At 38.2% G+C, this 22887-nt stretch carries 28 protein-coding genes; 27 read left to right on the top strand and 1 reads right to left on the bottom strand.

All coding sequences use genetic code 11. The annotated features are described in order from the left end of the window. The first annotated feature begins 207 nt into the window (after positions 1-207). The 13 genes from QM382_RS02655 to QM382_RS02595 all read left to right on the top strand — a co-directional run bounded on the left by QM382_RS02655 (position 208) and on the right by QM382_RS02595 (position 9446). Entirely contained in the window at positions 208-1749 is a 1542-nt protein-coding gene (locus QM382_RS02655; protein ID WP_003003557.1) for an ATP-binding cassette domain-containing protein, read from the top strand. A 142-nt stretch (positions 1750-1891) separates the two neighbouring features. Further along, a complete protein-coding gene (locus tag QM382_RS02650) occupies positions 1892-2677 on the top strand; it encodes an alpha/beta fold hydrolase (RefSeq protein ID WP_414272350.1) in 786 nt (261 codons plus the stop codon). Between the two features lie 21 nt (positions 2678-2698). Then, positions 2699-3553 (top strand): ADP-ribosylglycohydrolase family protein, encoded by an 855-nt coding sequence (locus QM382_RS02645; protein WP_414272349.1) that lies wholly within the window; start codon positions 2699-2701, stop codon positions 3551-3553. A 46-nt stretch (positions 3554-3599) separates the two neighbouring features. After that, the gene (locus QM382_RS02640; RefSeq protein WP_414272348.1) at positions 3600-4166 is read left to right on the top strand and encodes a hypothetical protein; all 567 of its coding nucleotides are present in this window, start codon (positions 3600-3602) and stop codon (positions 4164-4166) included. A gap of 105 nt (positions 4167-4271) precedes the next feature. After that, entirely contained in the window at positions 4272-4514 is a 243-nt protein-coding gene (locus QM382_RS02635) for a phosphohydrolase (RefSeq protein ID WP_373074341.1), read from the top strand. 258 nt (positions 4515-4772) lie between these two features. Beyond that, entirely contained in the window at positions 4773-5159 is a 387-nt protein-coding gene (locus tag QM382_RS02630) for a hypothetical protein (protein ID WP_414272347.1), read from the top strand. 45 nt (positions 5160-5204) lie between these two features. Beyond that, complete coding sequence (locus tag QM382_RS02625) at positions 5205-6086, top strand: diacylglycerol/lipid kinase family protein (protein WP_414272346.1); 882 nt, start codon at positions 5205-5207, stop codon at positions 6084-6086. Between the two features lie 39 nt (positions 6087-6125). Further along, positions 6126-6647: an RDD family protein gene (locus QM382_RS02620; protein WP_414272345.1), complete on the top strand. Its 522-nt coding sequence runs from the start codon at positions 6126-6128 to the stop codon at positions 6645-6647. Positions 6648-6822: 175 nt separating this feature from the next. Next, positions 6823-7707, top strand: a complete 885-nt coding sequence (locus tag QM382_RS02615) for a DUF4300 family protein (protein WP_414272344.1) — start codon at positions 6823-6825, stop codon at positions 7705-7707. 14 nt (positions 7708-7721) lie between these two features. After that, on the top strand, positions 7722-7904 hold the full coding sequence (locus QM382_RS02610; RefSeq protein ID WP_414272343.1) for a hypothetical protein: 183 nt from the start codon (positions 7722-7724) through the stop codon (positions 7902-7904). A gap of 22 nt (positions 7905-7926) precedes the next feature. After that, positions 7927-8247: a hypothetical protein gene (locus QM382_RS02605; RefSeq protein WP_414272342.1), complete on the top strand. Its 321-nt coding sequence runs from the start codon at positions 7927-7929 to the stop codon at positions 8245-8247. A gap of 38 nt (positions 8248-8285) precedes the next feature. Beyond that, on the top strand, positions 8286-8597 hold the full coding sequence (locus QM382_RS02600) for a hypothetical protein (protein ID WP_000351658.1): 312 nt from the start codon (positions 8286-8288) through the stop codon (positions 8595-8597). Positions 8598-8645: 48 nt separating this feature from the next. Further along, positions 8646-9446 (top strand): hypothetical protein, encoded by an 801-nt coding sequence (locus QM382_RS02595; protein ID WP_414272341.1) that lies wholly within the window; start codon positions 8646-8648, stop codon positions 9444-9446. Positions 9447-9482: 36 nt separating this feature from the next. On the opposite strand, the gene QM382_RS02590 is transcribed toward QM382_RS02595, so the two are convergent. Next, a complete protein-coding gene (locus tag QM382_RS02590; protein WP_414272340.1) occupies positions 9483-10502 on the bottom strand; it encodes a hypothetical protein in 1020 nt (339 codons plus the stop codon). Between the two features lie 117 nt (positions 10503-10619). Between QM382_RS02590 and QM382_RS02585 the strand changes: the two genes are divergently transcribed. The 14 genes from QM382_RS02585 to aguA all read left to right on the top strand — a co-directional run bounded on the left by QM382_RS02585 (position 10620) and on the right by aguA (position 22883). Then, positions 10620-11126: a YfbM family protein gene (locus QM382_RS02585; RefSeq protein WP_414272339.1), complete on the top strand. Its 507-nt coding sequence runs from the start codon at positions 10620-10622 to the stop codon at positions 11124-11126. A 48-nt stretch (positions 11127-11174) separates the two neighbouring features. Next, entirely contained in the window at positions 11175-11579 is a 405-nt protein-coding gene (locus tag QM382_RS02580; RefSeq protein WP_414272338.1) for a hypothetical protein, read from the top strand. A 132-nt stretch (positions 11580-11711) separates the two neighbouring features. After that, complete coding sequence (locus QM382_RS02575; RefSeq protein WP_414272337.1) at positions 11712-12563, top strand: CbrC family protein; 852 nt, start codon at positions 11712-11714, stop codon at positions 12561-12563. A gap of 18 nt (positions 12564-12581) precedes the next feature. Further along, positions 12582-13064, top strand: a complete 483-nt coding sequence (locus QM382_RS02570; RefSeq protein WP_414272336.1) for a hypothetical protein — start codon at positions 12582-12584, stop codon at positions 13062-13064. A 17-nt stretch (positions 13065-13081) separates the two neighbouring features. Continuing rightward, complete coding sequence (locus QM382_RS02565) at positions 13082-13636, top strand: hypothetical protein (protein WP_414272335.1); 555 nt, start codon at positions 13082-13084, stop codon at positions 13634-13636. Between the two features lie 10 nt (positions 13637-13646). Continuing rightward, positions 13647-14144, top strand: coding sequence for a hypothetical protein (locus QM382_RS02560; protein WP_414272334.1), 498 nt, complete (start codon positions 13647-13649; stop codon positions 14142-14144). A 48-nt stretch (positions 14145-14192) separates the two neighbouring features. Next, positions 14193-14987 carry a DUF4261 domain-containing protein gene (locus QM382_RS02555; protein WP_414272333.1) on the top strand — a complete coding sequence of 265 codons (795 nt, stop codon included), beginning with the start codon at positions 14193-14195 and terminating at the stop codon, positions 14985-14987. A 43-nt stretch (positions 14988-15030) separates the two neighbouring features. Beyond that, positions 15031-15498 carry a hypothetical protein gene (locus QM382_RS02550; RefSeq protein ID WP_414272332.1) on the top strand — a complete coding sequence of 156 codons (468 nt, stop codon included), beginning with the start codon at positions 15031-15033 and terminating at the stop codon, positions 15496-15498. After that, entirely contained in the window at positions 15491-16507 is a 1017-nt protein-coding gene (locus QM382_RS02545; RefSeq protein WP_414272331.1) for a hypothetical protein, read from the top strand. Before QM382_RS02550 ends, QM382_RS02545 begins: the two co-directional genes overlap by 8 nt. 595 nt (positions 16508-17102) lie before the next feature. Continuing rightward, complete coding sequence (locus tag QM382_RS02540) at positions 17103-18557, top strand: aminotransferase class I/II-fold pyridoxal phosphate-dependent enzyme (RefSeq protein ID WP_414272330.1); 1455 nt, start codon at positions 17103-17105, stop codon at positions 18555-18557. Beyond that, a complete protein-coding gene (gene speE, locus QM382_RS02535; protein ID WP_414272329.1) occupies positions 18558-19418 on the top strand; it encodes a polyamine aminopropyltransferase in 861 nt (286 codons plus the stop codon). Continuing rightward, entirely contained in the window at positions 19415-20674 is a 1260-nt protein-coding gene (locus QM382_RS02530) for a saccharopine dehydrogenase family protein (protein ID WP_414272328.1), read from the top strand. Before speE ends, QM382_RS02530 begins: the two co-directional genes overlap by 4 nt. After that, complete coding sequence (nspC, locus tag QM382_RS02525; protein ID WP_414272327.1) at positions 20674-21801, top strand: carboxynorspermidine decarboxylase; 1128 nt, start codon at positions 20674-20676, stop codon at positions 21799-21801. Before QM382_RS02530 ends, nspC begins: the two co-directional genes overlap by 1 nt. Next, positions 21798-22883 carry an agmatine deiminase gene (gene aguA, locus QM382_RS02520; RefSeq protein WP_414272326.1) on the top strand — a complete coding sequence of 362 codons (1086 nt, stop codon included), beginning with the start codon at positions 21798-21800 and terminating at the stop codon, positions 22881-22883. Before nspC ends, aguA begins: the two co-directional genes overlap by 4 nt. The last annotated feature ends 4 nt before the right edge of the window (positions 22884-22887 follow it).

The following is a 22887-nucleotide window of genomic DNA, read 5'->3' as shown; positions in this document are numbered from 1 at the left end:
CGTTCCACAGTATCATTTAAAAATCATTTTCACACCCTTTCGTCTATTAGTATAGAAGAAAGCTCTCAGCACATGTTGCATCTGTAATTCTGCTGGAAGTAGCATAGAAATCTTTGAATGAAATATTTTTAAAGTGTTTGTATCCCAGCAAAGAGATCAAAGAAAGACTATCTAAGTTGGTAAATAACTTCGGGAGGTTTATACGTTATGCTTAGATCTTATGTAACCAAGAAGCACTTATTCTTTTATTTTATAGCGATTATGATTACTTGGCTGGAGGCTATCATTACACCAGCTTTGATTCAGTATATTGTCTCCAGTTTTACAAATCACCAGTTGCATTTGCTATGGCAGGTCTTGTTTTGGGGGATTGTTGGAAATTTGATTCTCTTGCTAGGTTTGGCAGGGAAACGTTATTACTATGCACGAGTGCTGACAGACTTCAAGTCGGGTATTAAGAAGGGGATCTTTCAGACTTTTCTATATAGCCGTCGGATAGCAGATGAAGAAGTTTTGTCAGACTTGGAAAATGATGTAAAACAGCTAGAAGATAATTATATTGAGCCGACTGTTATTATCATTTCTTCTTTGGGATTTACAACAGTCTCTATCTGTTACGCTCTTTGGACTAACTTTTATCTTGGTCTGCTCTTTATCATTTTTTATTCGATACCTGTCCTTTGTAGTGGAATTGGCTCTAAACGTTTGGATGAAATTACGAAGGAGAAGTCCTTAGCTAATCAAGTCTATGTCTCTCAAGCAACCAATATGATCGCAGGTGCTCGTTCCATACGGTATTATCGGGGACAAAGCTTGTTTTACAAACTGTTCTCTAAAGATTTGCACAAGGCTCTAAAGGAAGAAATCGCCTATGAAAAGCAACGGACCATAAATAGTCTCTTTATCAATGGAATTGATGCTTTTTGCTCTGTTGCGCCTATTGTCATTGGTGGTTTCATGACCTATTATAACTACCTATCTGCAGCCAGCTTTGTGGGGATTTACCTCGTATCGTATAATATTGGCTATCAATTTCAGGAGTTATCTTACTTTATCAATACTAGAAAATCAGCCAAGTCTCTCTGTGATAAATATCAAAAATTGTTGGGAGTAGACTTGGATATGCCTTCTGTTCTCGAAGGTTCCGTCTTTCCTATCCAGTTAGAGAAAGTCAGTGTTGAGCGTGATGGTCAAGAAATCCTAGCCTCTTGTGACCTTACTATTGAGGAAGGGGAAAAGATTGCCATTATCGGAGAAAGTGGGTCTGGAAAAACAACCTTACTGAACCTAATCTATGGTGAAATTGAACCTAGTCATGGTCGGATTCGCTACCATGGGCAAGAACTAACCTCGGATGAACTCTATCAGGCAGGAGCTTACATTCTCCAGTCTAGTCATATCTTTGATGGTTTGAGCCTAGAGGAAAATATTGCTTTGGGACAAGAACTTGATACTGTAAGGATGGACGAAATCCTGCATCAAACTGGTTTGAAAGCTCTTCAAAACAAAAACCTTAGCAACCAGACTCTGTCAGGCGGTGAGAAGCAGCGCTTGGAAATTGCCCGTGCTCTCTATCACAATCGCCAATTTATCCTAGCTGATGAGGTCAAAGCCAATCTGGACTTTAAAAATCAAGAGAGAATCAGTCAACTTCTCTTCTCCCTCCCTCAAACACTCGTAGAAGTGATTCATCACTATAGTGAAGAGGACTTGAAGCGCTATGATAAGGTGATAAAACTGGAGAAATAGGTGGAGGTATAGATTTCAGAAAGGAGTGGCAGGTTTATTCTTTTTTGTGAGATATATAATAAAAACTCTGTCTAAAATATCAGTACAATTATGTCAAACGAGGGATGTATCTAGTGAAAATCCTACAGTAAGGAGTTTAAATATGAAATTCCATGAATTTGGTGATAAGAATTTGCCTCCTATCTTACTGATACATGGCGGTGGCAGTTCTTGGTGGAATTATCTTCGTCAAGCACGTATTTTGTCAGAAGACTACCGTGTTATTCTACCCACTTTGAATGGCCACGGTGAAGAATATCAACTCGATTATGTTTCTACGGAAGATTCTGCTTTGGAGATTCTAGACTATGTCAAAGCAAACTGTGGTGGAAAGGTGTTTGCGATCGGTGGCGTTTCACTTGGTGGTCAAATTGCCATGGAACTTTTATCCTTAGACAGCGAGATAGCTGAGAAGGCCATCATAGATGGAAGCATCTGTATTCCTCAACCAAGGTTAGCTAAAATCAGCATCTTTCTAGTATCACTATTTGGTAAATTGATGTTCAGTAAATTCTCTTGCAAACTTCAATTAAGCATGATGGACAAACTCTATCCTAAACTGGCTTATCCAGAGGAGATAAAAGCATATTATTTAGAGGATCTGCCAAGGACACCTATCAAAACATTGGTGACCATTTACAAAACCTATATGGGGCGTTACAAGCTGAAGGAGACGATTTCTGCTAGCAAGGCCCAGGTTCTGTATATCTATGGTGAAAAAGAATTAAACTGTGTGAAAGCATCGGCGAAATTATTTCAGCAGCTACATCCCAACACTATCCTGTATGAAGCAAAGGGGTATAACCATGGCTATCTATCAGCTTACCTGCCTCAAGAGTGGATTGATTTGGTTGAGCCATTTTTAAAGAGTGATCCATTGGAAATCTGATATGCTGTAAGGAGGAATCTTATGCTAGGAGCAATAGTAGGAGACATTGTAGGTTCTGTTTACGAATGGGGCAATATTAAAACGAAAGACTTTCCATTATTTCGTGAGGATTGTTTTTTCACTGACGATACGGTTATGACCTGTGCTGTGGCAGAAGCCATTATGAACGGTGGTCAGAAGGATGACTTTATTGATGCCATGAAGAAATATGGCAGAATGTATCCCGATGCTGGGTACGGGCCTAGGTTTAATACGTGGATTCAAAGCAATGATGGTTCCCCTTATAATAGCTTTGGCAATGGCTCTGCCATGCGTGTTTCTCCTTGTGCTTGGATCATGGATTGTGGTTTCTTTGCAAGAACAGGTACTTGGCCATCTAGTAGAAATCTTGCGAGAATTTCTGCAGAGGTGACTCATAATCATCCAGAGGGTGTCAAAGGGGCAATGGCGACGTCTGATGCTATCTTTCTGTGTCGTTATTACTTTGGAGGCTACTGTGGCGACTACGAGCAACCAATCAATGATGATCCGGCAGAATGTAAGAGACGCATCAGGGAATATATAGAGAAAGAGTATGGATATAACCTTTCTCCATCACTCGATGACATTCGTCCTAACTATCATTTCAATGAAACCTGTCAGGATACGGTACCTCAAGCCATCATTGCTTTTCTTGAAAGTACAGATTTTGAAGATGCGATTAGAAATGCCATCTCTCTTGGTGGGGATAGTGATACTCTTGCTGCCATTACCGGGAGTATAGCAGAGGCCGCATATGGAATCCCTGATTGGATAAAGGACAAGGCCTATACCTATCTAGATGAGCCTTTAAAAGATGTGCTTAGACGATGGGAAGAAACGTTTGTAATAAAATAATAGATAGGCGTTATGCGGACCGATACTGAATGAAGGAGGGTTATCGATGGTTATATTAGAATTGTACCAAAACAATTATTCAAAGGATTTAGTCGTATTTGAGACAATAGAAGAAGGGAAAGAATTTGTAGCCAAAATACCTGGATATACTTTAGAAACAGAAGATGGGTTTGAAGTGGAGTATGTGAATCCTAAACACTTGCCGGATTATATGGAAATTGTCTATAACGGAAACATTGTGCCTTTGTCTAGATTTTCGTTTGATTCTGAGGAAAATGTGGACATTATTTGGAAAGAGATTTCGAATCTATCTGTTAAAAACGATAAAGTAATCGAAGGCGCTACAAAAGTAGATGCCTATGTCGTTAACAACGGTGAAGTGAAAACCTATGTCGAAGCCAGAGAAGCGAAATTCCGTAAGGCAACAGCATTCTTAGAAAGCAAAGGATATGAAGTCGATAGAACCTTTTTTGGAAGCGAAGACGGTGAAGCGATTGTCTACAGAAAAAAAGACGCCGAAGATTGGCACTTCTTATGTCACCTAGATCCTTCTTTTATAGAGATTAAAGATGTAGAGGGATATGTGAAAGAAGCAATGGAAGAGATGCAATAGTCAACCAAAGTTCGTTTTGAGTTGCTATCACGTCTTGTGTGAGCTGATTGACCATCAAATAGTAAACCTTTAACATTTCTAGTTTCTTAAGGAGAAATATCGATCATGAAAATGGAAATAGGGAAAACCTATCTTGTAAAAAAAGATATTTTTGGTTTAAAAAAAGATGAACTTTGGACCTTAGTTGACAAGGGTTATCAGGCTTATTTTGGTGAACATAATTTCGTATTTGTCAATGATGATAAAGTGAAGGTATTTGCAGTTTTACAAGATAGTTCAGAAGAAGATATACAAATTTACCATCATCTGGATGACTATCTTGAAGAAGTCGCTCATGAGAGTTTCTAGAGGATGTGAGTTGCAAATTGAAAATGCCTACTTTTAATTAAGCTTAGACCTAATTAATCAATTTAAGTTAAGAGTTTATATTTGAAATAGAGTCTTCATAGAGACTTTTTCGTTATAAAAAAACTAGACTGAAACCACGGTGAAAACCGTCTGGTTCAGTCTTTTTTTCTGTTAATGTAGTATAATAAAAGGTGTAAGAATTCTATTTTTTAATAGGATTTTTCCAAGAATGAAAATTCTTCTAGAAAGAGGAGAATCATGAAGCAATCACTTGAATTTTTAAGAGAAAGAATCACCGATAAGATGCCCTTAGAGGAAATGGTAGCAATCTTTGAAGACTTGTGCCGTGAGCCTATTGAGGATGAGATGATTTTATTTGAAACAGGGACATTTACAAGTATATCTGATAAGCCAATGTTTCAACTATCCTTAGTAAGGCAAGCCCCAAATGAAGATGAAGAGTTTTATCAAGTTCACCTCGATATTTTCTATGAAGCATGTCAAGAGAATGGAATATTTCATGAATCGATTTGGGATGAAGATTTAGAGGAAAATATCTTTAATTACATTAGAGCTTCAGAGGTGTTTGCCTATGCTAAAGAGCAGGAATACCAAGAGGTCAAAATATATATGGACCAAACTTGAGATGGTAAGTTAAAGTAAGAAAATCTAATGACAGGAGAATTATTAATGAATAAAATAATGGTGATTATCAACCCTACCTCTGGTGGTGAAAAAGCTTTGGATTATAAGGTGAAACTGGAAAATAAAGCTAGAGACTATTTTGAAGATGTGGAAATTAAAATTACGGAGAAAGCGCAAGACGCCACAAACTTTGCAGAAGAGGCTTCTCAGGAGCGATATGATGCTGTTCTTGTTTTTGGTGGAGATGGGACTGTCAATGAAGTGATCTCTGGTATCGCGGAAAAAGACTACATTCCTAAACTTGCGATTATCCCAGGAGGAACTGGAAATCTCATTACGAAACTGTTAGAAATCAATCAAGAAATTGACGGTGCCATTGACGAGCTTGATTTTAATTCTACGAATAAGATTGATATCGGAAAATCTAATGGAAACTATTTTGGCTATATTTTTAGTATTGGATCACTACCAGAAGCGATTCACAATGTTGGGATAGAGGATAAAACAAAATTTGGCATGCTCGCCTATGCGATTAATACTATGAAGTCTGTCGTAACAGATCAAGCATTTAATATTACTGTTGAGACTGAAAAAGGAAATTACATTGGCCCTGCCAGTCATGTCTTGGTTCTCCTTACTAATTATTTCGCTGACAAGAAGATTTTTGAAGAAGACAAGGATGGTTATGCCAATATTTTGATTTTAAAAGATGCCTCAATCCTTACTAAATTGTCAGTTATCCCTGATTTATTAAAAGGGGATGTCGTCGTGAATAAGAATATCGAGTATATAAAAGCTCGTCATATAAAAATTTCTTCTGATTCTGATTTAGAAACGGATGTTGATGGTGACAAATCTGATGACCTACCAGTAGAAATCAAGGTGCTAGGTCAGCATATCGAAGTCTATTCTCAACCGAAAGAATAAAACTTTTGAAAAGAATAGTAGATAATAAAGGAGGCGATGATGATGAAGATGTTAGCAATTAATTCTATTTCGTTTAAAAAAAGAATGATTGAATTACTATTTGATTATCTTTTCATACTAGCTTATTTAGCGCTTCTGTTTTTAGGTTCTATGCTTCTTTACATTATTTTTTTTAATGGTATCCCAGAGTTTACAGAAATTCAGTCGCAGTGTCTTGTATTTTTTACCTCTGTTTTGCCAATCACTCTACTTTTTACATTCTTAGATTATACAAAAAATGGGAGTTTTGGGAAGTCGAAAGCTGGACTTCAATTGGTTTACAAGAAAAAAACTGTGCAAGCTAGCTTGCTTAGAAACACCATTAAATTTTTTCCTTGGCAAATAGGTCATATGGGCACGATACATGGTTTCTATAGTGAGTTTGATTTCTTATCTATTATCCTCTCGTTTTTAGCTACTCTCCTCGCAGTTGCCTTACTAGCAATGATGGTTTTCAGGAAAGATAAGCGACATCTAGGTGATCTTATAGCTCATACACAGGTACAGCTAAAAGGTGACTAAATTAAATATTTCATAGATATTTCACTTATTAGGGAGCGTGCTGTGTGCCAGCTTCCTTTTTAATGATTTAAAATCTACTTTACTTAGCAAAATGCTTGGACTTAAAATAAATTTGAACTATAATGTAAGAGAAGCTAATCGACTTGAAAAATCTTAGTAAAAAAGGAAACATTTTATGAAAGTATCTAAAAAAATTAGATTAATGAGCTGCTGTGGTCTAGCTATCTTTACGTTAGCTGCCTGTGGTACAAACCAAAACCAATCTATGGAACAACAGAATAGTTCAAATACTAAGTTGGCTAGCTCAGATAAAGAAAACTACAAAGGAACCTATAGCAATCTCAATAGCAAGGAAAGTTCAGAAGAAGTTCGGAAAGCCTTGGCTGCACATTTGGATAAAGACAGTGTCGATGCATTTTTCAACCTTGTCAATGATTACAACGCGACTGTCGGTTCAGTAGGCTTAACTGGAGATTTTTCTACATTTACCAAAACAGACTATGATGTTGAAAAGATAAGCAATCTTTGGACGCCTAAAAAGGGTGATTTTGTCGGTACCAACTGTCGTATTAACAGTTATTGTTTGTTAAAAAATTCTATCGAAATTCCTAAGTTAGAGAAAGATGATTCCCTTTTGTTTGTCGATAATGATGCCATTGACAAAGGTAGGGTCTTTGCTGCAGAAGACAAAGATGCTTTTGATATTTTATTCTCAAGAGTCAAGACCGAAGCAACGACAGATGTCAAAGTTCATGCTGCAAAGATGGAACAATTCCTTTCTCAATTCAAGTTTAACGAAAATGCTCGAATGCTCTCCGTAGTCGTTCATGATGACTTGGATGGTCAATCCCTATTTATTGGCCATGTAGGGATACTTGTACCAAGCGAGGATGGCTATCTCTTTGTCGAAAAGTTGACTTTTGAAGAGCCATATCAAGCCATCAAATTTGCGACCAAGGAAGATTGTTACAAATATCTAGATACAAAATATGAAAACTATACAGGTGAAGGTCTAGCTAAGCCATTTATTATGGATAATGATAAGTGGGTTCAATTCTAAAGGAAGTGATTATTATGGATATATTGCTGGGACTGGTCGTTTTATTCTTGATAGGGACATGGGCTATTACGACAATCAAGGGTAATCAGTACAAACCAAAAAGGAATGATAAATTTATTGGTTATATCAATCGATACGATGAAGATGGAGAACCTTACCAAGCGGAAGTTTGGGAAGTGACAGAAGATGATGAATAGAAATGATTAAGGAAAATCAAGCATGGATGAACATACATTAAGAGTTGTAAAAATTGATAAGGAAGCTATTTTTGAGCTGATCTACGAAACTTTTATAGCGCAAGAGCAAGAACTGCTGGACCTGTCGCCGGTGGATGTTATCAATGATTGTGCTATGGATTGGGAAAAGGGAGAGTTTATCTTTGCAGCACATCTTCAGGAAAATAGTCTGGGAGAATTGAATCCTCTTCTCAAAGATATTGATATTCAAGAGTTGCTGAAAAAACTACCTGTTACAACAGATTCCGTTCTTGGGCAAGAGAGGATTTATAGAGATTTTTCATTCGACCAATTAAAAAAATAGTATAATAGAAGCAAATAAAATAGTCATAAGGAGACACAATGGATATTAAAGATTTTACAGAAAAAGAACAAGAGATGATTAAAAAGGGACTAACTTTCTCTAAGCTTAACGATAAGGAAACTGCCGATAAAATTATCGCCTTAATCCCTCAAGATATGATTAAACGGATTCCGTTTTTTGTTAGAAAACATGCTATAACACGTACTGTCAAGAGAATTTCACTCGAATATCCAGAGTTGTATGCTGTAGCTGAACAAGAAGGCCAACTTCCTGAAAAGGAAGCTCAAGAATTGCGACAAATTCTTACAGATATTTTCCAAGAGAAAATGAACAAGCATAAGATTAAATAAGTTATGAGATTTAGAAATAAGATGTCGATTGAACATTAGGAGTTGAGAATGGCTATTGATGGCATTAAAATCATTGACAGTGATCAAGGTTATGACATTTACAATGAGGTAGTTGGTCGCTATAGAGATGGTGATCATGTGGCCAATATTATCAAGGATATCCTCGATGCAGAGAAAGATTACTGTCAAACAGACTTTTTTACAGAAATTTATTGGACTGCTCTTGCCTACTCACTGTGGAAGATTGGTCACCTGACAGACGATATCAGAGACAAAACCTTGGAGCTTATCAAAAAAGGGGCTGATCCATTTTGGTTGGAAATAGATTCAAAGGCTTTGAAGCAAAGGCAAAAGGTCTTGGATAAACTTGCAGTTCAGTTGCAAACTGAAAATCCTAGGCCTCTAAAGGTCCCTAAAGCCAAAACTAAACGCAAACCTTATTTTGAAGAAGGAGATCTCCTTGCTGTTAAGTTCCAAGATGAGTATGGTCTTGTCTTTGTATCTATGGTTGAGCAGAGTCCTAGAAAGCTTGAGTATCATTTGGCTTGCACACGCCTCTTACAAACAAAAAAGCCCTTCATAGATGATTTTTTGACCAGTCAAATCTCCTGTAAGATGGACAATACAAAGTTTGCTCTCGTTACAGATTGCTGGTTCAATCACAAAGATTTAGGGCAATTATTAGAAAATATTGAAAAAATTGGACAGGTGAAACTTAAACCTTTTAGTCTTTGGATGTTGGCACCTGCCCAAAATTTAGAAGACATTTATGAAGAAATCACTAGAGATAAAGGTTCTTCTGGCCTTCGATTCATCGAAAGCTACAAACTCGTCGATGATATTTTTTAAGTTTAATGCTTATGTGATAAAGGGAGAAATGGTGAATCATTCCCACATGCTATGCTGGGCTCTGACTCCATAGCTATCAATCGAACCATCTGAATTGAACTTGGATTCAATCTGGTATCTTTTCCAGAGGTCGTAATCTGCTGTTTGAATAGTCAGAATGAAGTTGGTATCCTTATCAGAGACGTTATAATCAGCTGGATTGACTTCAAAGATATCGATTAATTTTCGTGTTTGAAAATCTTGGAGCTTGAGATTTGCTAGCTTGACATGATTGATGGAAATTTCTTCTAGTTGCTTGCTATCCTTAGGTGTTCTGTAATAGGTGATGACGCAGTTTTTGAGCTGATCAGTATCTTTACCTGTAGGAGTAAGGCTCATAAAGCCAAAGGACTGATTATCCCGCTTGACTTCGAGAAGCTGACCGTAGTAAAAGTGGTCGTTTTTGGGATTGGTGATGGAGCTCTCTGCACCTTTATCTCCAAAGGTATAGCCTTGGTCTAAAAGCTCGGAAGCCTTGGTCTCCCCGATAATGACAGTTGTATCTTGAATGGTTACTGGAACAGGTTGAGCTGGAAGGCCACTCATCATCATGCAAAACATAAAAACATAACTCGTTAAAAAAGCTGTCCCGACAAAAGCATTGGTTGATGCATAGACATGACTGTTATGAAAGTTTTTTCTTATAGCGAGTACAACAAATTTGCCAATACTTTTTAAAACCATACTAACAAGTACGATAAAAAATTGTTTTTTCAAACATTCATAAATGGCTTGAGGAAAGCTATTTCCATGATAGTAGAAGCCAGCCAATACGAGTAGATTTACGATTAAATAGATTAGCAAGAACCAATGAATCTCTTTAAGGGCATTAGCATCAGTGATTTCTTCATAGTCAACGTGAATTCTTCCTTGAACAGCATGACCAAGTTTATAAATCCATTTGGGAATGTCTTTGCCTTTTTTAACTGCAACTACAAGTCTAATATAGAGATAGATAGTAAAGGACAAGGATAGAAAGAAAAGAGCATAAAAACCCAAAACAATACTAGTGAACATGACTGTTCCCCCTATTTAACATTCAATAAAACAATTTCTTAGCTCCATTATAGCATTTTCTATAAAATAGAGCTAAAAACATCAGTATTATCCTACAAGATTCAAAGGAGAAAAATCATGGGAATGATTGCCAATTATCAATATTTACCAGACGATGAATTAGAACAAATAAAAGCTCTTTCCAATCAAGAAGATGACTTGTTAGACTTTGCTGAGGACTCCGCTGATAGTCATGATATCTTACTAGATATCGACAAAATGTGGGATGCTCTTCTCTTTGTCTTGACAGGATTTAGTAGTTCAGAATTTTTGGATGACAATCCCTTGAGAGAAGCTGTTTTAGGGGTGACTCCTCTAGAGGATGTATCTGACTATATCGCCTATACTGAAAAAAACAAGATAGCCGATATTGTAGAAGCTTTAGAAAGTTTTGACATGGACAGAGCTATGGCTAACTTTAGTATGGAAGCATGCAAGAAAGCCGACTTGTATCCTGATATTTGGGATTATCTTGAGGAAGAGGAAGAAATCAAGGATGATATTCGAATCAGTTTTGTAAATTTGAAAGAGTTTTACAAAAAGATTCTGGAGCTCAATGGAAATGTCCTGGTCACTATCTGTTAGAAAGTTTATTAAACATTCCTAAAAGAATAAAACTGCTTGAGGTAATAAATGAACAAAGAAGATTTATTGGCATTATGGAAGGGAATAAACTGGGAAAAACATGATTCGGGGATTTATTTTCTAGGGCGATATCTAAATAAAGACATAAATATTTATTTTACAGGTTACTGTGAACAGGATTTAGTCTTATTATCAGATGATTTGATGACTAGTTTATATAGAAACTTAGAACACCTTGATAAAAAAGCTCAAAAGGTTATCCATGATAATTGGCCTGATAAAGCAGTTACAGAACTGGAATTAAAGGAGTTAATCTTGGATAAAAGTAGTTCTTATGGCGAATTTGCTCTAGGTTATGATGCCGGTGTCTCTCCAGCTGGATCCCTTTATCTTTTAGTGAAATTCGACAAATATTTTCAAGCTGATAGAGAGCTTGTGTATGAAATTTACTAACTGTCTGACAATAAGAGGTTAAAATCAGGTGATGAAATGAAAGATATATATAAAGCAATGTTAGGCTTAAATGGTATTTTCCTTATTACCATTTGTTGATCAGAATTTATCCATAAAAGAAAAGGTAGTCAGATGAATCCATATTTACAAGAATATATCACCCGGACAAGGGAATACCATGCTAAAGATGGAAATCCTTCAAGTGTTGCAGCCCTTTATGATTTGGTTGATGAATTAGCTAAGTCTGAGGATTTAGAAGCTAAAAAAGTCTTAGTTGACCTCTATGAACAATTGGGTCTCTACACTAGTGCCTATAGCTTATTTACCGAAATCTTAGAAAAACCTGATCGAAAACAGATAAAGAAACTGAGCCGTTTACAAGAAATGAGTCAGAGTCATGGCGATCGTTTTGCCCTTCCTCGTCCTCTAAGAAAAGAAGAGAATAAGCAAAGACAGAAGCTATTACAGTCCTTACCACATTTTATCTATCATCCAGACCCTTTAGCTACAGGTTCATTTGTTGAAGGAGAAGCCAAGCTTTGTCCATCTTGTGGGAAAGAAAGCAATATTTATTATGACTTGATCCCTTATTGTATCGAGGATATAGAATACCTTTGCCCAATGTGCATTGCAAACGGTCAAGCAGCTAAAAAATTTGATGCAGAATTTATCCAAGATGCCGAGTGGCAGGGGGAATTGGATCTAGAAAAAGATAAGCTTCTTTTTTGCCAGACTCCAGGCTATATAAGTTGGCAGGGAGAACATTGGTTATGTTGTTGCCAAGACTACTGTGCCTATTTAGGAACAGTAGGCACTAAAGAACTAAAGGTAATGGGAATCGCTGAGCAGGTCTTGGCAGACTATGAAGCGTGTGAAGAATATCAAGAGGTAGAAGACTACTTGGTCAAAGACGGGCCTATCTGTGGTTATTTGTTTAGATGTCTACATTGTCAAAAATACCAAATCTGGGTTGATGCAGATTAAATCGAAATGTGATTAGCTATGAAAATTAAAGAGAAGACTATGGAAGAACTAGAATTATTCGAAGCTGCCTCCAAAGATTTATTTGATACTATGCAGGGATTTAAAGACAATCTATCTGTTCAATTTCCCCTATTAGATAGTGATAACTGGCAGTATGATAAGGGTTCGATAAAAGTTTGTAAGGCTGATGAGTCAGGATTCAAAAAAAGATGTAGAGTCGGAATCAGCTATAACTTGAAAGTCTCCCTATTAAACGAAGATGCAGAGCAAATCTGGTTACTGTTTAAAGACTGGTTCAATACTAGCAGATTGGGTCAAGTTGAAAGAAATCCTAATAATGAGGATTTGGGAAGATATGTCTTCTCAGCAAGTTCTCCTCTTGGAGATCAGGTAGATTGTTCCATTTATTTGCCTAATGAGTGGAATATCCCTCAGATTAGCTTTTCAGGCTATATAACAGCTCGTTATAGGGCTTGTGATCTTGATAAATTGCGAGAATAAGAAGGAGGTTTTTAGAGATGAGAAAGATTGATTGGGACAAGATAAAAACTCGCTTAGATGCCTTGCTGGTCATTGATGAGTATCTAACAAATCCGAGTGAGAATTGGCTTAGGCTCGTGATTAAGATTGAGGAAGACTATGGAGTCCGATATCTTATTGACAATGGCTCTGGTGATTCTTTAGATGTGATTTTGACTGATAAAATGATCCTTATAAAAGGCTTTGATCATGAAAGTAGTTTAAGCCAGTTTGCTGCTGACGAGTGGAATCAAGATATCATCGATAGTTTTTATAAAGGACTAGATGAAAAGTATGTCTCACTTTATTCAGAAGAACAAAAAGATGAAACAACCTTCTTTATCTGGTATGATGGTCACGCGCATCAACAGACTTACCAAGATAAGGAGGGCGGAGAATGGTTGCTATCTTACCTTTTTGATAGCTTTGAGAGATTTCATGAGTTTGTGACTGACTATTATGAAATTACTGTAGATAAAGATTTACTTAGGAAACTCTACATGGATGGACAACTTTCAGACATAGAAGTAAAGCAATTAATCCAGGAGAGTTAAGAGAGTTATCATGAGAGTGAACTATAAAAATACCCCTGAAAACTATCGAGCTATGGCGGAAATAATCATCCCACCCTTGCTTGATTTACTCAAAAGTTTAACCTTGTTAGAAGAGGAAATTTTTGAGCGTAACAGAGCACTGGATAAGGAAAAAGAAGGCCTTGGCATCCCAGCAAATCAAATTCATCCCAAGTGGAATGAACTTATGGATGACTATTTTCAGAGGCAAATGCAATTTCTAACTGGACGAGTGACTCAAAATTACTTGGAAGGAGGAGTTCGAATTTCTTATAGCTCCCCAAGTGAGTATAACTATGTTAAAACGAATGATTTTTCTGTAGATTTTATCATGACAAAAGCTGATGAAGCAAGAGTCATCACTCATTATCAAGAAGCTTTAGAAATGAAGCATCAGTTTGTACTTAGATTGGTGGATGGAATTTGGCTACTTGATGAGAAATTTTACGGTTTTGAGGATGAGGAAACTTGGTATGGCGACTTACTTTGAGTAAGAGAGCTTTGCTTTCCAACTGATATGAGAAAAAGGAGAAGTCCTGTGAATTTTTTAAAAAATCTATTTACTAGTAAGAAAGAAAAGTCAGAGAAGAAAAAACAACTGAACCTGTCCATGCCTCTCTTCAAAGGCCAGCAAGCCTATTCTTTAGACCAGGTTGTTCAGGAATTGAAATCTCACTGGGGGCTTGAAATTTCTGAAGTTTCTGGGGATGATTCTAGTGCAACCTTTGTGATTGATGGTGCTCTTGTTGCGCTGGCTTTAATGGATTTACCTATCCCAAGTCAAGAATTTGAAGAATTGTATGCCTATTCTTACCTCTGGCAGGATGTTGAGAAGGAAACACAGGAGCACACACAACACGCCATTGTTTCTATTTTGTCTGACAATCTTTCGCCAGTAGAAACTTATTCCCTATTAACTAAAGTCAATGCCTCTATCCTAAAAACTAGTCAATCAGCTATTGGTATTTATCAGGGTTCTACCACCTTGCTCTTACCCAAAGATCTTTATCTAGACCTGGCTGACCTTTTGAAAGAAGAAATGCTTCCCCTTCAACTCTGGATTTATATGGGAATTATCAACCAGGGAGATAAAACTAGTATTTACACTTATGGTTTGAAAGAGTTTGGAAAAATTGAGATTGAAATTATCGAGTCTCCTATGAATAGCGATGACTTATATTATTTCCTCTTGTCTATTCTTCAGTATGTTTTAGGCAGTGATGTCACCTTAAAGGACGGTGAAACCATTGGTTTTTCAGAAGATCAAAAAATCAAAATCACTGAGTCAAAAGCAGTTTATTTGGAAGGCAATTCCTTGAAATTAGATGTTTAGACCATGATTTATAATTGAATGTCCTTCTTAGATTGGGGATTTTATGAAGCGTGATATAAGAAAGTATTATCTCTACCGATTTCTGGTCTATAGATTTGAAAAACTCTCTTGTAAGAATCCAAGTCTAAAAAAAATAAAGCCAGAGAAGAGAGAAAAAATCGTTCTAGAGGCTACTCGAACTAGTCAAAAGATTATTTTAGTTCTTGGAATTCTCTACATCCTTTTAAATTCAGCCCTCTTCATTTACCTAAGGATAAGTGATTTTCACCCCCCTTTATTTACTTGGTTTACTGACTACATCGATTATTTGGGCGGACTGATAAACGGAGAATGGGGCGGTAGTTGGCGTCAAAAGAAAGCTAGTTTTTTGATGATTGCTATTTTGGCTATGCCTATTGTGGTCATAGAAGGCGGCCCCTTCTTCTTACTAGTTTTATTAGTTGGGAATTGGGAATTAAAGAGAAAGATAAGATTTGAGAGAGAACATAAAGGAGTAGAGAGCAATGGGTAGAACGGTGATTACAGGTACTTTAATAGTTTTTGCAATCTTTAATCTGCTACTCGGTCTGAGCTTTTATCTCTTTCTAAAAAAGAGGAAAGAGAATGGGCAGTCATTGTACGAAACTCCTGTAAATCAACAAACTCGAACAGAAAAACTAGGTTTAGGTGAGATTTTGGTCTACCTGACACTGATTGCCATCGCTGGGATCTTTGCTTTTCAGACCTTAAATCGAGGTGGTGTGGGGAATTCTATTTTAGCTAAAATGATCCTCCTACCTGCTATAATGGCCCTTTTCAATGCAAGAAAAAGGACTGGAAAGTCTTTACTTGCCCTCCTTATAACCTTTATGGTCTTTCTAGTAGGAGTTATGTTTAATCTCACGATTGGTTTGCCACCTCAAACACCAATTTTGCAAATTAATGAAAGTAAAATCACGTTAGCAGAAACAAAAGCAAGTGATCTGATGGAAGCTGGATTTGATATCTATGTCAGACAAGGTGATGGTGGTAGCGACTACGAAGACCTCCTGACAGATGGTAATTACCAAAAGTATTCAGGAGATAAATCAGTCACTATAGAAAAAGGCTTCAGACTTGATAGCAATGCTGTTCCCTACGCTCCCTATCTCCTAGCAAAAAATGGCATAGTACTGGGGAGTATTTCCTTTTACGGTGCTGAGGACCAGAATGTGGCTTTAGAAGATTCTAAGGTTATTCAGGTTCGATTTAACAAGGACAGTATTGAAGCAGCAAAGAAACATTCTATCACTTTCAAGTTAGATGAACTCGACTTGACTAGTCGACTTGAGGTTCCTCTTGTTCAAGAAACTTTTAAAAAGCATCTATGGTCAATTCCCCCATCAAATACAAGTGATGTCACTCAATTGTGGTATGGATTACAGTGGTCAAGTAACAGCGACTCTCTATTTTGGAATGAGTATTATAGTCTCATCCGTCTAGATGAAAATTATTTGATGACTGATTTTGAACTAGCTGCCAAAGTAGCGCATGATGAGTAAATACGATTTTGAATAGTTGAATTTGCTTATGCCTATCTAAAGGAATTAATTTATTTAGTTCCTATTTTATTATTTAAAGGCAAATTTGAAATAGTTTTCAATTTTTGGGTATAGTAAAAATACGAACAAAAATGTAAATAATTTATAAAGTTTCCCCAAAATACTTTACAAGTATCTGAAAACATGATATAGTAATGAAGCTTAGAAAATGAGATGATGTTTTCTAGCAAATATAAACCCGAGTAAAAAATGCCTACGGACAGGCAGGGTTGAATGCCGAAGCGTGGTTGAAAAGCCGCATTATTGATAGGGTTAAAAGCCTACTTTTATAAGTTGATGTTAGGACATTAGTTCTAATTCGTATACATTTGTTAGTGTGGTGAAAGCACACGTCATCTTGTGAAACGATCAATAAAGTACGTAATATTTGCTACTAGAGAGTTAGGAAACATCAGGAACAGACATACTCAAAAGAAACAAACATAAACACGTCAGTAGATTGTAGAGCAGGTGCCAACCTGCTCTTTTTTCATAAGTATCCTTTAGAGCCTTACACAAGGTGAAAAAAACTATGATAAAGGAGTACGTCTCTATAATGTTAAATCAAAACCAAGCTCCTATTTATGAGGGACTGGTCAAGTTACGAAAAAAAAGAATTGTACCTTTCGATGTACCAGGTCATAAGCGTGGCCGTGGTAACCCAGAATTAGTGGAACTTTTAGGGGAAAAATGCGTTGGTATTGATGTCAATTCTATGAAGCCCTTGGACAATCTAGGACATCCTATTTCGATTATTAGAGAAGCGGAAGAGCTAGCGGCAGAAGCTTTTGGTGCTGCTCATGCCTTTTTGATGATTGGTGGGACAACTTCATCCGTGCAGACCATGATTCTTTCTACCTGTAAATCAGGTGATAAAATCATCCTTCCACGAAATGTCCATAAATCAGCTATTAATGCTCTCGTTTTATGCGGAGCTATTCCTATCTATATCGAGATGAGTGTTGACCCAAAAATCGGTATTGCTTTGGGGCTTGAAAATGAGCGTGTAGCACAAGCGATTAAGGACCATCCGGATGCCAAGGCTATCCTAATAAACAATCCAACCTACTATGGGATTTGTTCAGATCTTAAGGGTTTAACAGAGATGGCACACGCCGCAGGAATGAAAGTCTTAGTAGACGAGGCGCACGGTGCTCATCTGCACTTTACAGATAAACTTCCTCTGTCTGCTATGGACGCAGGAGCAGATATGTCAGCTGTATCCATGCATAAGTCCGGTGGCAGCTTGACTCAAAGTTCCCTTCTTTTAGTTGGCGATCAGATGAATCCTGAGTACGTACGTCAGATTATTAATTTGACACAGTCAACATCAGCATCCTACTTGCTAATGGCTAGTCTAGATGTTTCTCGTAGAAACCTTGCCCTTCGTGGTAAGGAGTCCTTTGAAAAAGTTATTGAGTTATCTGAGTATGCTCGTCGTGAAATCAATGCCATCGGTGGCTACTATGCCTACTCAAAAGAACTAGTAGATGGGGTATCGGTTTGTGATTTTGATGTAACCAAGCTGTCAGTTTACACTCAGGGGATTGGTCTAACAGGTATCGAGGTTTATGACCTCTTACGAGATGAGTATGACATTCAAATTGAGTTTGGTGATATCGGGAATATCTTAGCCTACATTTCGATTGGTGACCGTATCCAAGACATTGAACGCTTGGTCGGTGCCTTAGCTGATATCAAGAGACTATACTCACGAGATGGGAAGGACTTGATCGCTGGAGAATATATCCAGCCTGAGTTGGTGCTATCTCCTCAGGAAGCCTTCTATGCAGAGAGAAGAAGCTTAACATTAGACGAGTCCGTTGACCAGGTATGTGGGGAATTTGTCATGTGCTACCCTCCAGGTATTCCAATCCTAGCGCCAGGTGAACGGATTACACGAGAAATTGTCGATTATATAAAATTCGCCAAAGAACGTGGTTGTTCCCTCCAAGGAACGGAAGATCCAGAGGTCAATCACATCAATGTTATTGAGAGAAAGGAGAACTAGATGGATTTATGGTTTTCTGAAGTTCATACTCCAGATGTCAAGTTAACAATGAGAACAGCCAAACAGCTTTATTCTGGTCAAAGTGAATGGCAGGATATCGAGGTTCTGGACACCCCAGCTTTTGGGAAAGTGTTAATTTTAAATGGACATGTCTTGTTTTCAGATGCAGATGACTTTGTCTACAACGAAATGACGGTTCACGTTCCTATGGCTGTCCATCCCAATCCAAAGAAAGTCTTGGTTATTGGGGGTGGTGACGGTGGTGTTGCCCAGGTTTTGACACTATATCCTGAATTGGAACAAATCGATATTGTAGAACCAGATGAGATGCTGGTTGAGGTTTGTCGAGAATACTTCCCAGATTTTGCTACGGGGCTAGATGACCCTCGTGTCACCATTTACTACCAAAATGGACTGAGATTTTTGAGAAACTGTGAAGATGATTACGACATCATCATCAACGATGCGACAGATCCATTTGGCCATACGGAAGGTCTCTTTACCAAGGAATTTTACGGCAATAGTTACCGTGCTCTCAAAGAGGACGGAATCATGATTTATCAGCATGGTAGTCCTTTCTTTGACGAAGATGAGTCAGCATGCCGAAGTATGCACCGCAAGGTCAATCAAGCCTTTCCAATTAGCCGGGTCTATCAGGCACATATCCCAACTAGTCCTGCGGGCTATTGGTTGTTTGGATTTGCATCGAAAAAATATCACCCTGTCAAAGATTTTGATAAGGAAGGTTGGAAAAAACGCCAGCTTTTCACAGAATACTACACTGCAAACCTACATATTGGTGCCTTTATGTTGCCTAAGTATGTAGAAGACATTTTAGAAGAAGAGGAAGGAAAAAAATGAGTCGTTTATTAGTTATTGGATGTGGGGGCGTTGCCCAAGTTGCTATTTCAAAGATTTGCCAAGATAGTGAAACTTTTAAAGAGATTATGATTGCCAGCCGTACCAAGTCAAAATGTGATGACTTGAAAGCTAAATTAGAAGGCAAAACAAATACTAAGATTGAGACAGCTGCTCTTGATGCAGACAAGGTAGAAGAAGTGATTGCCTTGATTGAAAGCTACAAACCAGAAGCCGTTTTGAACGTAGCTTTACCATACCAAGATTTGACCATTATGGACGCTTGTTTGGCGACGGGAGTCCACTATATCGACACAGCCAACTATGAGGCTGAGGATACAGAAGACCCTGAATGGCGTGCGATTTATGAGAAACGCTGCAAAGAGCTTGGATTTACGGCTTACTTTGATTACTCATGGCAATGGGCTTACCAAGAAAAATTCAAAGAAGCAGGATTGACAGCTCTTCTTGGTTCTGGTTTTGACCCAGGTGTAACCAGTGTCTTTTCAGCTTATGCTTTGAAACACTATTTTGATGAAATCCACTATATCGACATTTTAGACTGTAATGGTGGTGACCACGGTTATCCATTTGCAACAAACTTTAACCCAGAAATCAACCTCCGCGAGGTTTCTGCGCCAGGTTCTTACTGGGAAGATGGAAAATGGGTTGAGGTCAAAGCTATGTCTATCAAACGTGAGTATGATTTCCCTCAAGTTGGGCAAAAAGACATGTATCTTCTTCACCACGAAGAAATTGAATCGCTGGCTAAAAACATCCCAGGTGTTAAACGTATTCGTTTCTTTATGACTTTTGGTCAATCTTACCTAACGCACATGAAATGCTTGGAAAATGTTGGGCTCCTTCGTACAGATACCATTAACTTTAACGGTCAAGAAATCGTGCCGATCCAATTCTTGAAAGCCTTGCTTCCAGATCCTGCAAGCCTTGGTCCACGCACAGTTGGTAAAACCAATATCGGCTGTATCTTTACAGGTATCAAAGATGGCGTTGAAAAGACAATCTACATCTACAATGTTTGTGACCATCAGGAATGCTACGCAGAAGTTGGTTCACAAGCCATTTCTTATACAACGGGTGTTCCGGCCATGATTGGAACAAAATTAGTGATGGATGGCACTTGGAAACAACCAGGAGTGTATAATCTTGAAGAGTTGGATCCAGATCCATTCATGGAAGCTTTAAATAAATACGGTTTGCCATGGGTTGTGGTTGAAAATCCACAAATGGTGGACTAATGAAGTTAGAACAAGTACCAACGCCAGCTTACGTCATTGATTTAGCAAAACTAGAAGAAAATTGCAGCATTCTGCAAGAGGTTCAGGAAAAGGCAGGTTGTAAGGTTTTGCTTGCTCAAAAGGCTTATTCTCTCTATAAAACCTATCCTTTAATTAGTCAATATTTGTCAGGTACGACAGCTAGTGGACTCTATGAAGCCAAGTTGGCTAGGGAAGAATTTCCAGGGGAAGTCCATGTATTTGCGCCTGCTTTCAAGGAATCAGATATGGAAGAGCTACTACAAATATCTGATCATATTGATTTTAACTCAGAGAGACAACTTCGAAAGTATGGTCAACGTTGTCGTGAGGCTGGTATCAGTGTGGGTCTTCGCATCAATCCTCAATGTTCAACGCAGGGTGACCACGCGCTTTATGATCCTTGTGCTCCTGGCTCTCGTTTTGGAGTGACTTCAGACAAGATACCAAGTGATTTATTGGAGTTGGTTGACGGACTTCATTTTCATACCCTCTGTGAGCAAGGGGCAGATGATTTACAAACGACTTTGAAAGCAGTAGAAGACCAGTTTGGTGCCTATTTGCACCAAGTTAAATGGCTCAATATGGGTGGTGGTCATCATATTACGAGAGATGACTACGATGTTGATTTGCTGATTTCTGAGATTAAACGAATTCGAGAAACTTATAACGTAGACGTCTACATTGAACCTGGAGAAGCTATTGCCCTTAATGCGGGCTATCTAGCGACAGAAGTCTTAGATATTGTTGAAAACGGGATTGAGACCTTGGTGTTAGATGCTTCAGCAAGTTGTCATATGCCAGATGTGCTTGAGATGCCTTATCGCCCACCATTGAGAGATGGATTTGAAGCGCACGAAAAACCTTATACTTATAGACTCTCTTCAAATACTTGCCTGACAGGGGATATCATTGGGGATTACAGCTTTGAAAAACCAATTGAAATCGGCGATCGCCTCTATTTTGAAGACATGGCTATTTACTCCTTTGTCAAAAATAATACCTTTAACGGAATTGGACTTCCAAGTTTGTATCTCATGGATAAAGAGGGTGAGTGCAGTCTAGTCAAAGCATTTGGCTATCAAGACTTTAAGGAGAGATTATCATGATGGACAGCCCAAAGAAATTAGGCTATCGTATGCCTGCAGAGTATGAACCCCATCATGGGACTCTCATGATATGGCCTACTCGACCAGGTTCTTGGCCATTTGAAGGCAAGGCCGCTAAAGCAGCTTTTAGCCGGATTATCAAAACCATTGCTCAAGGGGAAACAGTCTACCTTTTGATGGAGAAAGACTATCTATCTGAAGCGCAATCCTATCTTGGAGACAAGGTTGTTTATTTAGATATTCCCACAAATGATGCCTGGGCTCGTGATACAGGTCCGACCATTCTTCTTAATGATAAAAGGGAAAAGTTGGCGGTAGATTGGTCTTTCAATGCATGGGGTGGGGCTGTTGATGGTCTCTACCAAGACTATGAAGCAGATGATCAAGTAGCTAGCCGCTTTGCAGAAGTATTAGAGATACCTGTTTACGATGCCAAACCTTTTGTACTAGAAGGCGGAGCTATTCACAGTGACGGTCAGGGAACGATTCTTGTTACAGAAAGCTGCTTGCTCAGTCCGGGTCGCAATCCTCACCTGACTAAAGAAGAGATTGAAAAGACCTTGCTAGAGACCCTTGGTGCCGACAAAGTTATTTGGTTGCCTTACGGTATTTATCAAGATGAGACAAATGAACACGTCGACAATGTTGCCGCCTTTGTAGGCCCTGCAGAAGTTGTTTTAGCTTGGACGGACGACCAAGAAGATCCTCAGTATGCCATGTCTGCAGCTGATTTAGCTCTCTTAGAAAAGGAAACTGATGCAAAGGGGCGTTCCTTTACCATTCATAAACTTCCAATTCCAGCTCTTCATCAAGTAGTGACGGAAGAAGATTTGCCAGGCTATTCTTATGAAGAAGGTGAAGAGGAGCGTTATGTAGGTGAAAGACTAGCAGCTTCCTATGTGAATTTTTACATTGCTAATAAGTCAGTATTAGTGCCGCAATTTCAGGATGCTAACGACCAAGTGGCCTTGAATATTCTGAGCCAGTGTTTCCCAGACCGCGAAGTCGTAGGAATCCCTGCAAGAGATATTCTTTTAGGTGGTGGAAATATCCACTGTATTACCCAACAAATTCCAGAATAGGAGA

The sequence above is a fragment of the Streptococcus infantis genome (genome assembly GCF_047465185.1).
GTDB classification, from domain to species: Bacteria; Bacillota; Bacilli; order Lactobacillales; family Streptococcaceae; genus Streptococcus; species Streptococcus infantis_O.
Note: the sequence above shows the minus strand (reverse complement) of the source record. Positions and strands in the feature narration are given on the sequence as shown.

Bases quoted from the DNA above. Each gene is read 5' to 3' on its own strand.
- QM382_RS02650 (WP_414272350.1), top strand. From the start codon at position 1,892: ATGAAATTCCATGAATTTGGTGATAAGAATTTGCCTCCTATCTTACTG.
- QM382_RS02595 (WP_414272341.1), top strand. From the start codon at position 8,646: ATGGCTATTGATGGCATTAAAATCATTGACAGTGATCAAGGTTATGAC.
- QM382_RS02570 (WP_414272336.1), top strand. From the start codon at position 12,582: ATGAAAATTAAAGAGAAGACTATGGAAGAACTAGAATTATTCGAAGCT.
- QM382_RS02645 (WP_414272349.1), top strand. From the start codon at position 2,699: ATGCTAGGAGCAATAGTAGGAGACATTGTAGGTTCTGTTTACGAATGG.
- QM382_RS02610 (WP_414272343.1), top strand. From the start codon at position 7,722: ATGGATATATTGCTGGGACTGGTCGTTTTATTCTTGATAGGGACATGG.
- QM382_RS02550 (WP_414272332.1), top strand. From the start codon at position 15,031: ATGAAGCGTGATATAAGAAAGTATTATCTCTACCGATTTCTGGTCTAT.
- QM382_RS02575 (WP_414272337.1), top strand. From the start codon at position 11,712: ATGAATCCATATTTACAAGAATATATCACCCGGACAAGGGAATACCAT.
- QM382_RS02620 (WP_414272345.1), top strand. From the start codon at position 6,126: ATGATGAAGATGTTAGCAATTAATTCTATTTCGTTTAAAAAAAGAATG.
- QM382_RS02655 (WP_003003557.1), top strand. From the start codon at position 208: ATGCTTAGATCTTATGTAACCAAGAAGCACTTATTCTTTTATTTTATA.
- QM382_RS02625 (WP_414272346.1), top strand. From the start codon at position 5,205: ATGAATAAAATAATGGTGATTATCAACCCTACCTCTGGTGGTGAAAAA.
- nspC (WP_414272327.1), top strand. From the start codon at position 20,674: ATGAAGTTAGAACAAGTACCAACGCCAGCTTACGTCATTGATTTAGCA.
- QM382_RS02530 (WP_414272328.1), top strand. From the start codon at position 19,415: ATGAGTCGTTTATTAGTTATTGGATGTGGGGGCGTTGCCCAAGTTGCT.
- QM382_RS02640 (WP_414272348.1), top strand. From the start codon at position 3,600: ATGGTTATATTAGAATTGTACCAAAACAATTATTCAAAGGATTTAGTC.
- QM382_RS02565 (WP_414272335.1), top strand. From the start codon at position 13,082: ATGAGAAAGATTGATTGGGACAAGATAAAAACTCGCTTAGATGCCTTG.
- QM382_RS02560 (WP_414272334.1), top strand. From the start codon at position 13,647: ATGAGAGTGAACTATAAAAATACCCCTGAAAACTATCGAGCTATGGCG.
- QM382_RS02540 (WP_414272330.1), top strand. From the start codon at position 17,103: ATGTTAAATCAAAACCAAGCTCCTATTTATGAGGGACTGGTCAAGTTA.
- QM382_RS02600 (WP_000351658.1), top strand. From the start codon at position 8,286: ATGGATATTAAAGATTTTACAGAAAAAGAACAAGAGATGATTAAAAAG.
- speE (WP_414272329.1), top strand. From the start codon at position 18,558: ATGGATTTATGGTTTTCTGAAGTTCATACTCCAGATGTCAAGTTAACA.
- aguA (WP_414272326.1), top strand. From the start codon at position 21,798: ATGATGGACAGCCCAAAGAAATTAGGCTATCGTATGCCTGCAGAGTAT.
- QM382_RS02635 (WP_373074341.1), top strand. From the start codon at position 4,272: ATGAAAATGGAAATAGGGAAAACCTATCTTGTAAAAAAAGATATTTTT.
- QM382_RS02545 (WP_414272331.1), top strand. From the start codon at position 15,491: ATGGGTAGAACGGTGATTACAGGTACTTTAATAGTTTTTGCAATCTTT.
- QM382_RS02585 (WP_414272339.1), top strand. From the start codon at position 10,620: ATGGGAATGATTGCCAATTATCAATATTTACCAGACGATGAATTAGAA.
- QM382_RS02605 (WP_414272342.1), top strand. From the start codon at position 7,927: ATGGATGAACATACATTAAGAGTTGTAAAAATTGATAAGGAAGCTATT.
- QM382_RS02615 (WP_414272344.1), top strand. From the start codon at position 6,823: ATGAAAGTATCTAAAAAAATTAGATTAATGAGCTGCTGTGGTCTAGCT.
- QM382_RS02590 (WP_414272340.1), bottom strand. From the start codon at position 10,502: ATGTTCACTAGTATTGTTTTGGGTTTTTATGCTCTTTTCTTTCTATCC.
- QM382_RS02580 (WP_414272338.1), top strand. From the start codon at position 11,175: ATGAACAAAGAAGATTTATTGGCATTATGGAAGGGAATAAACTGGGAA.
- QM382_RS02630 (WP_414272347.1), top strand. From the start codon at position 4,773: ATGAAGCAATCACTTGAATTTTTAAGAGAAAGAATCACCGATAAGATG.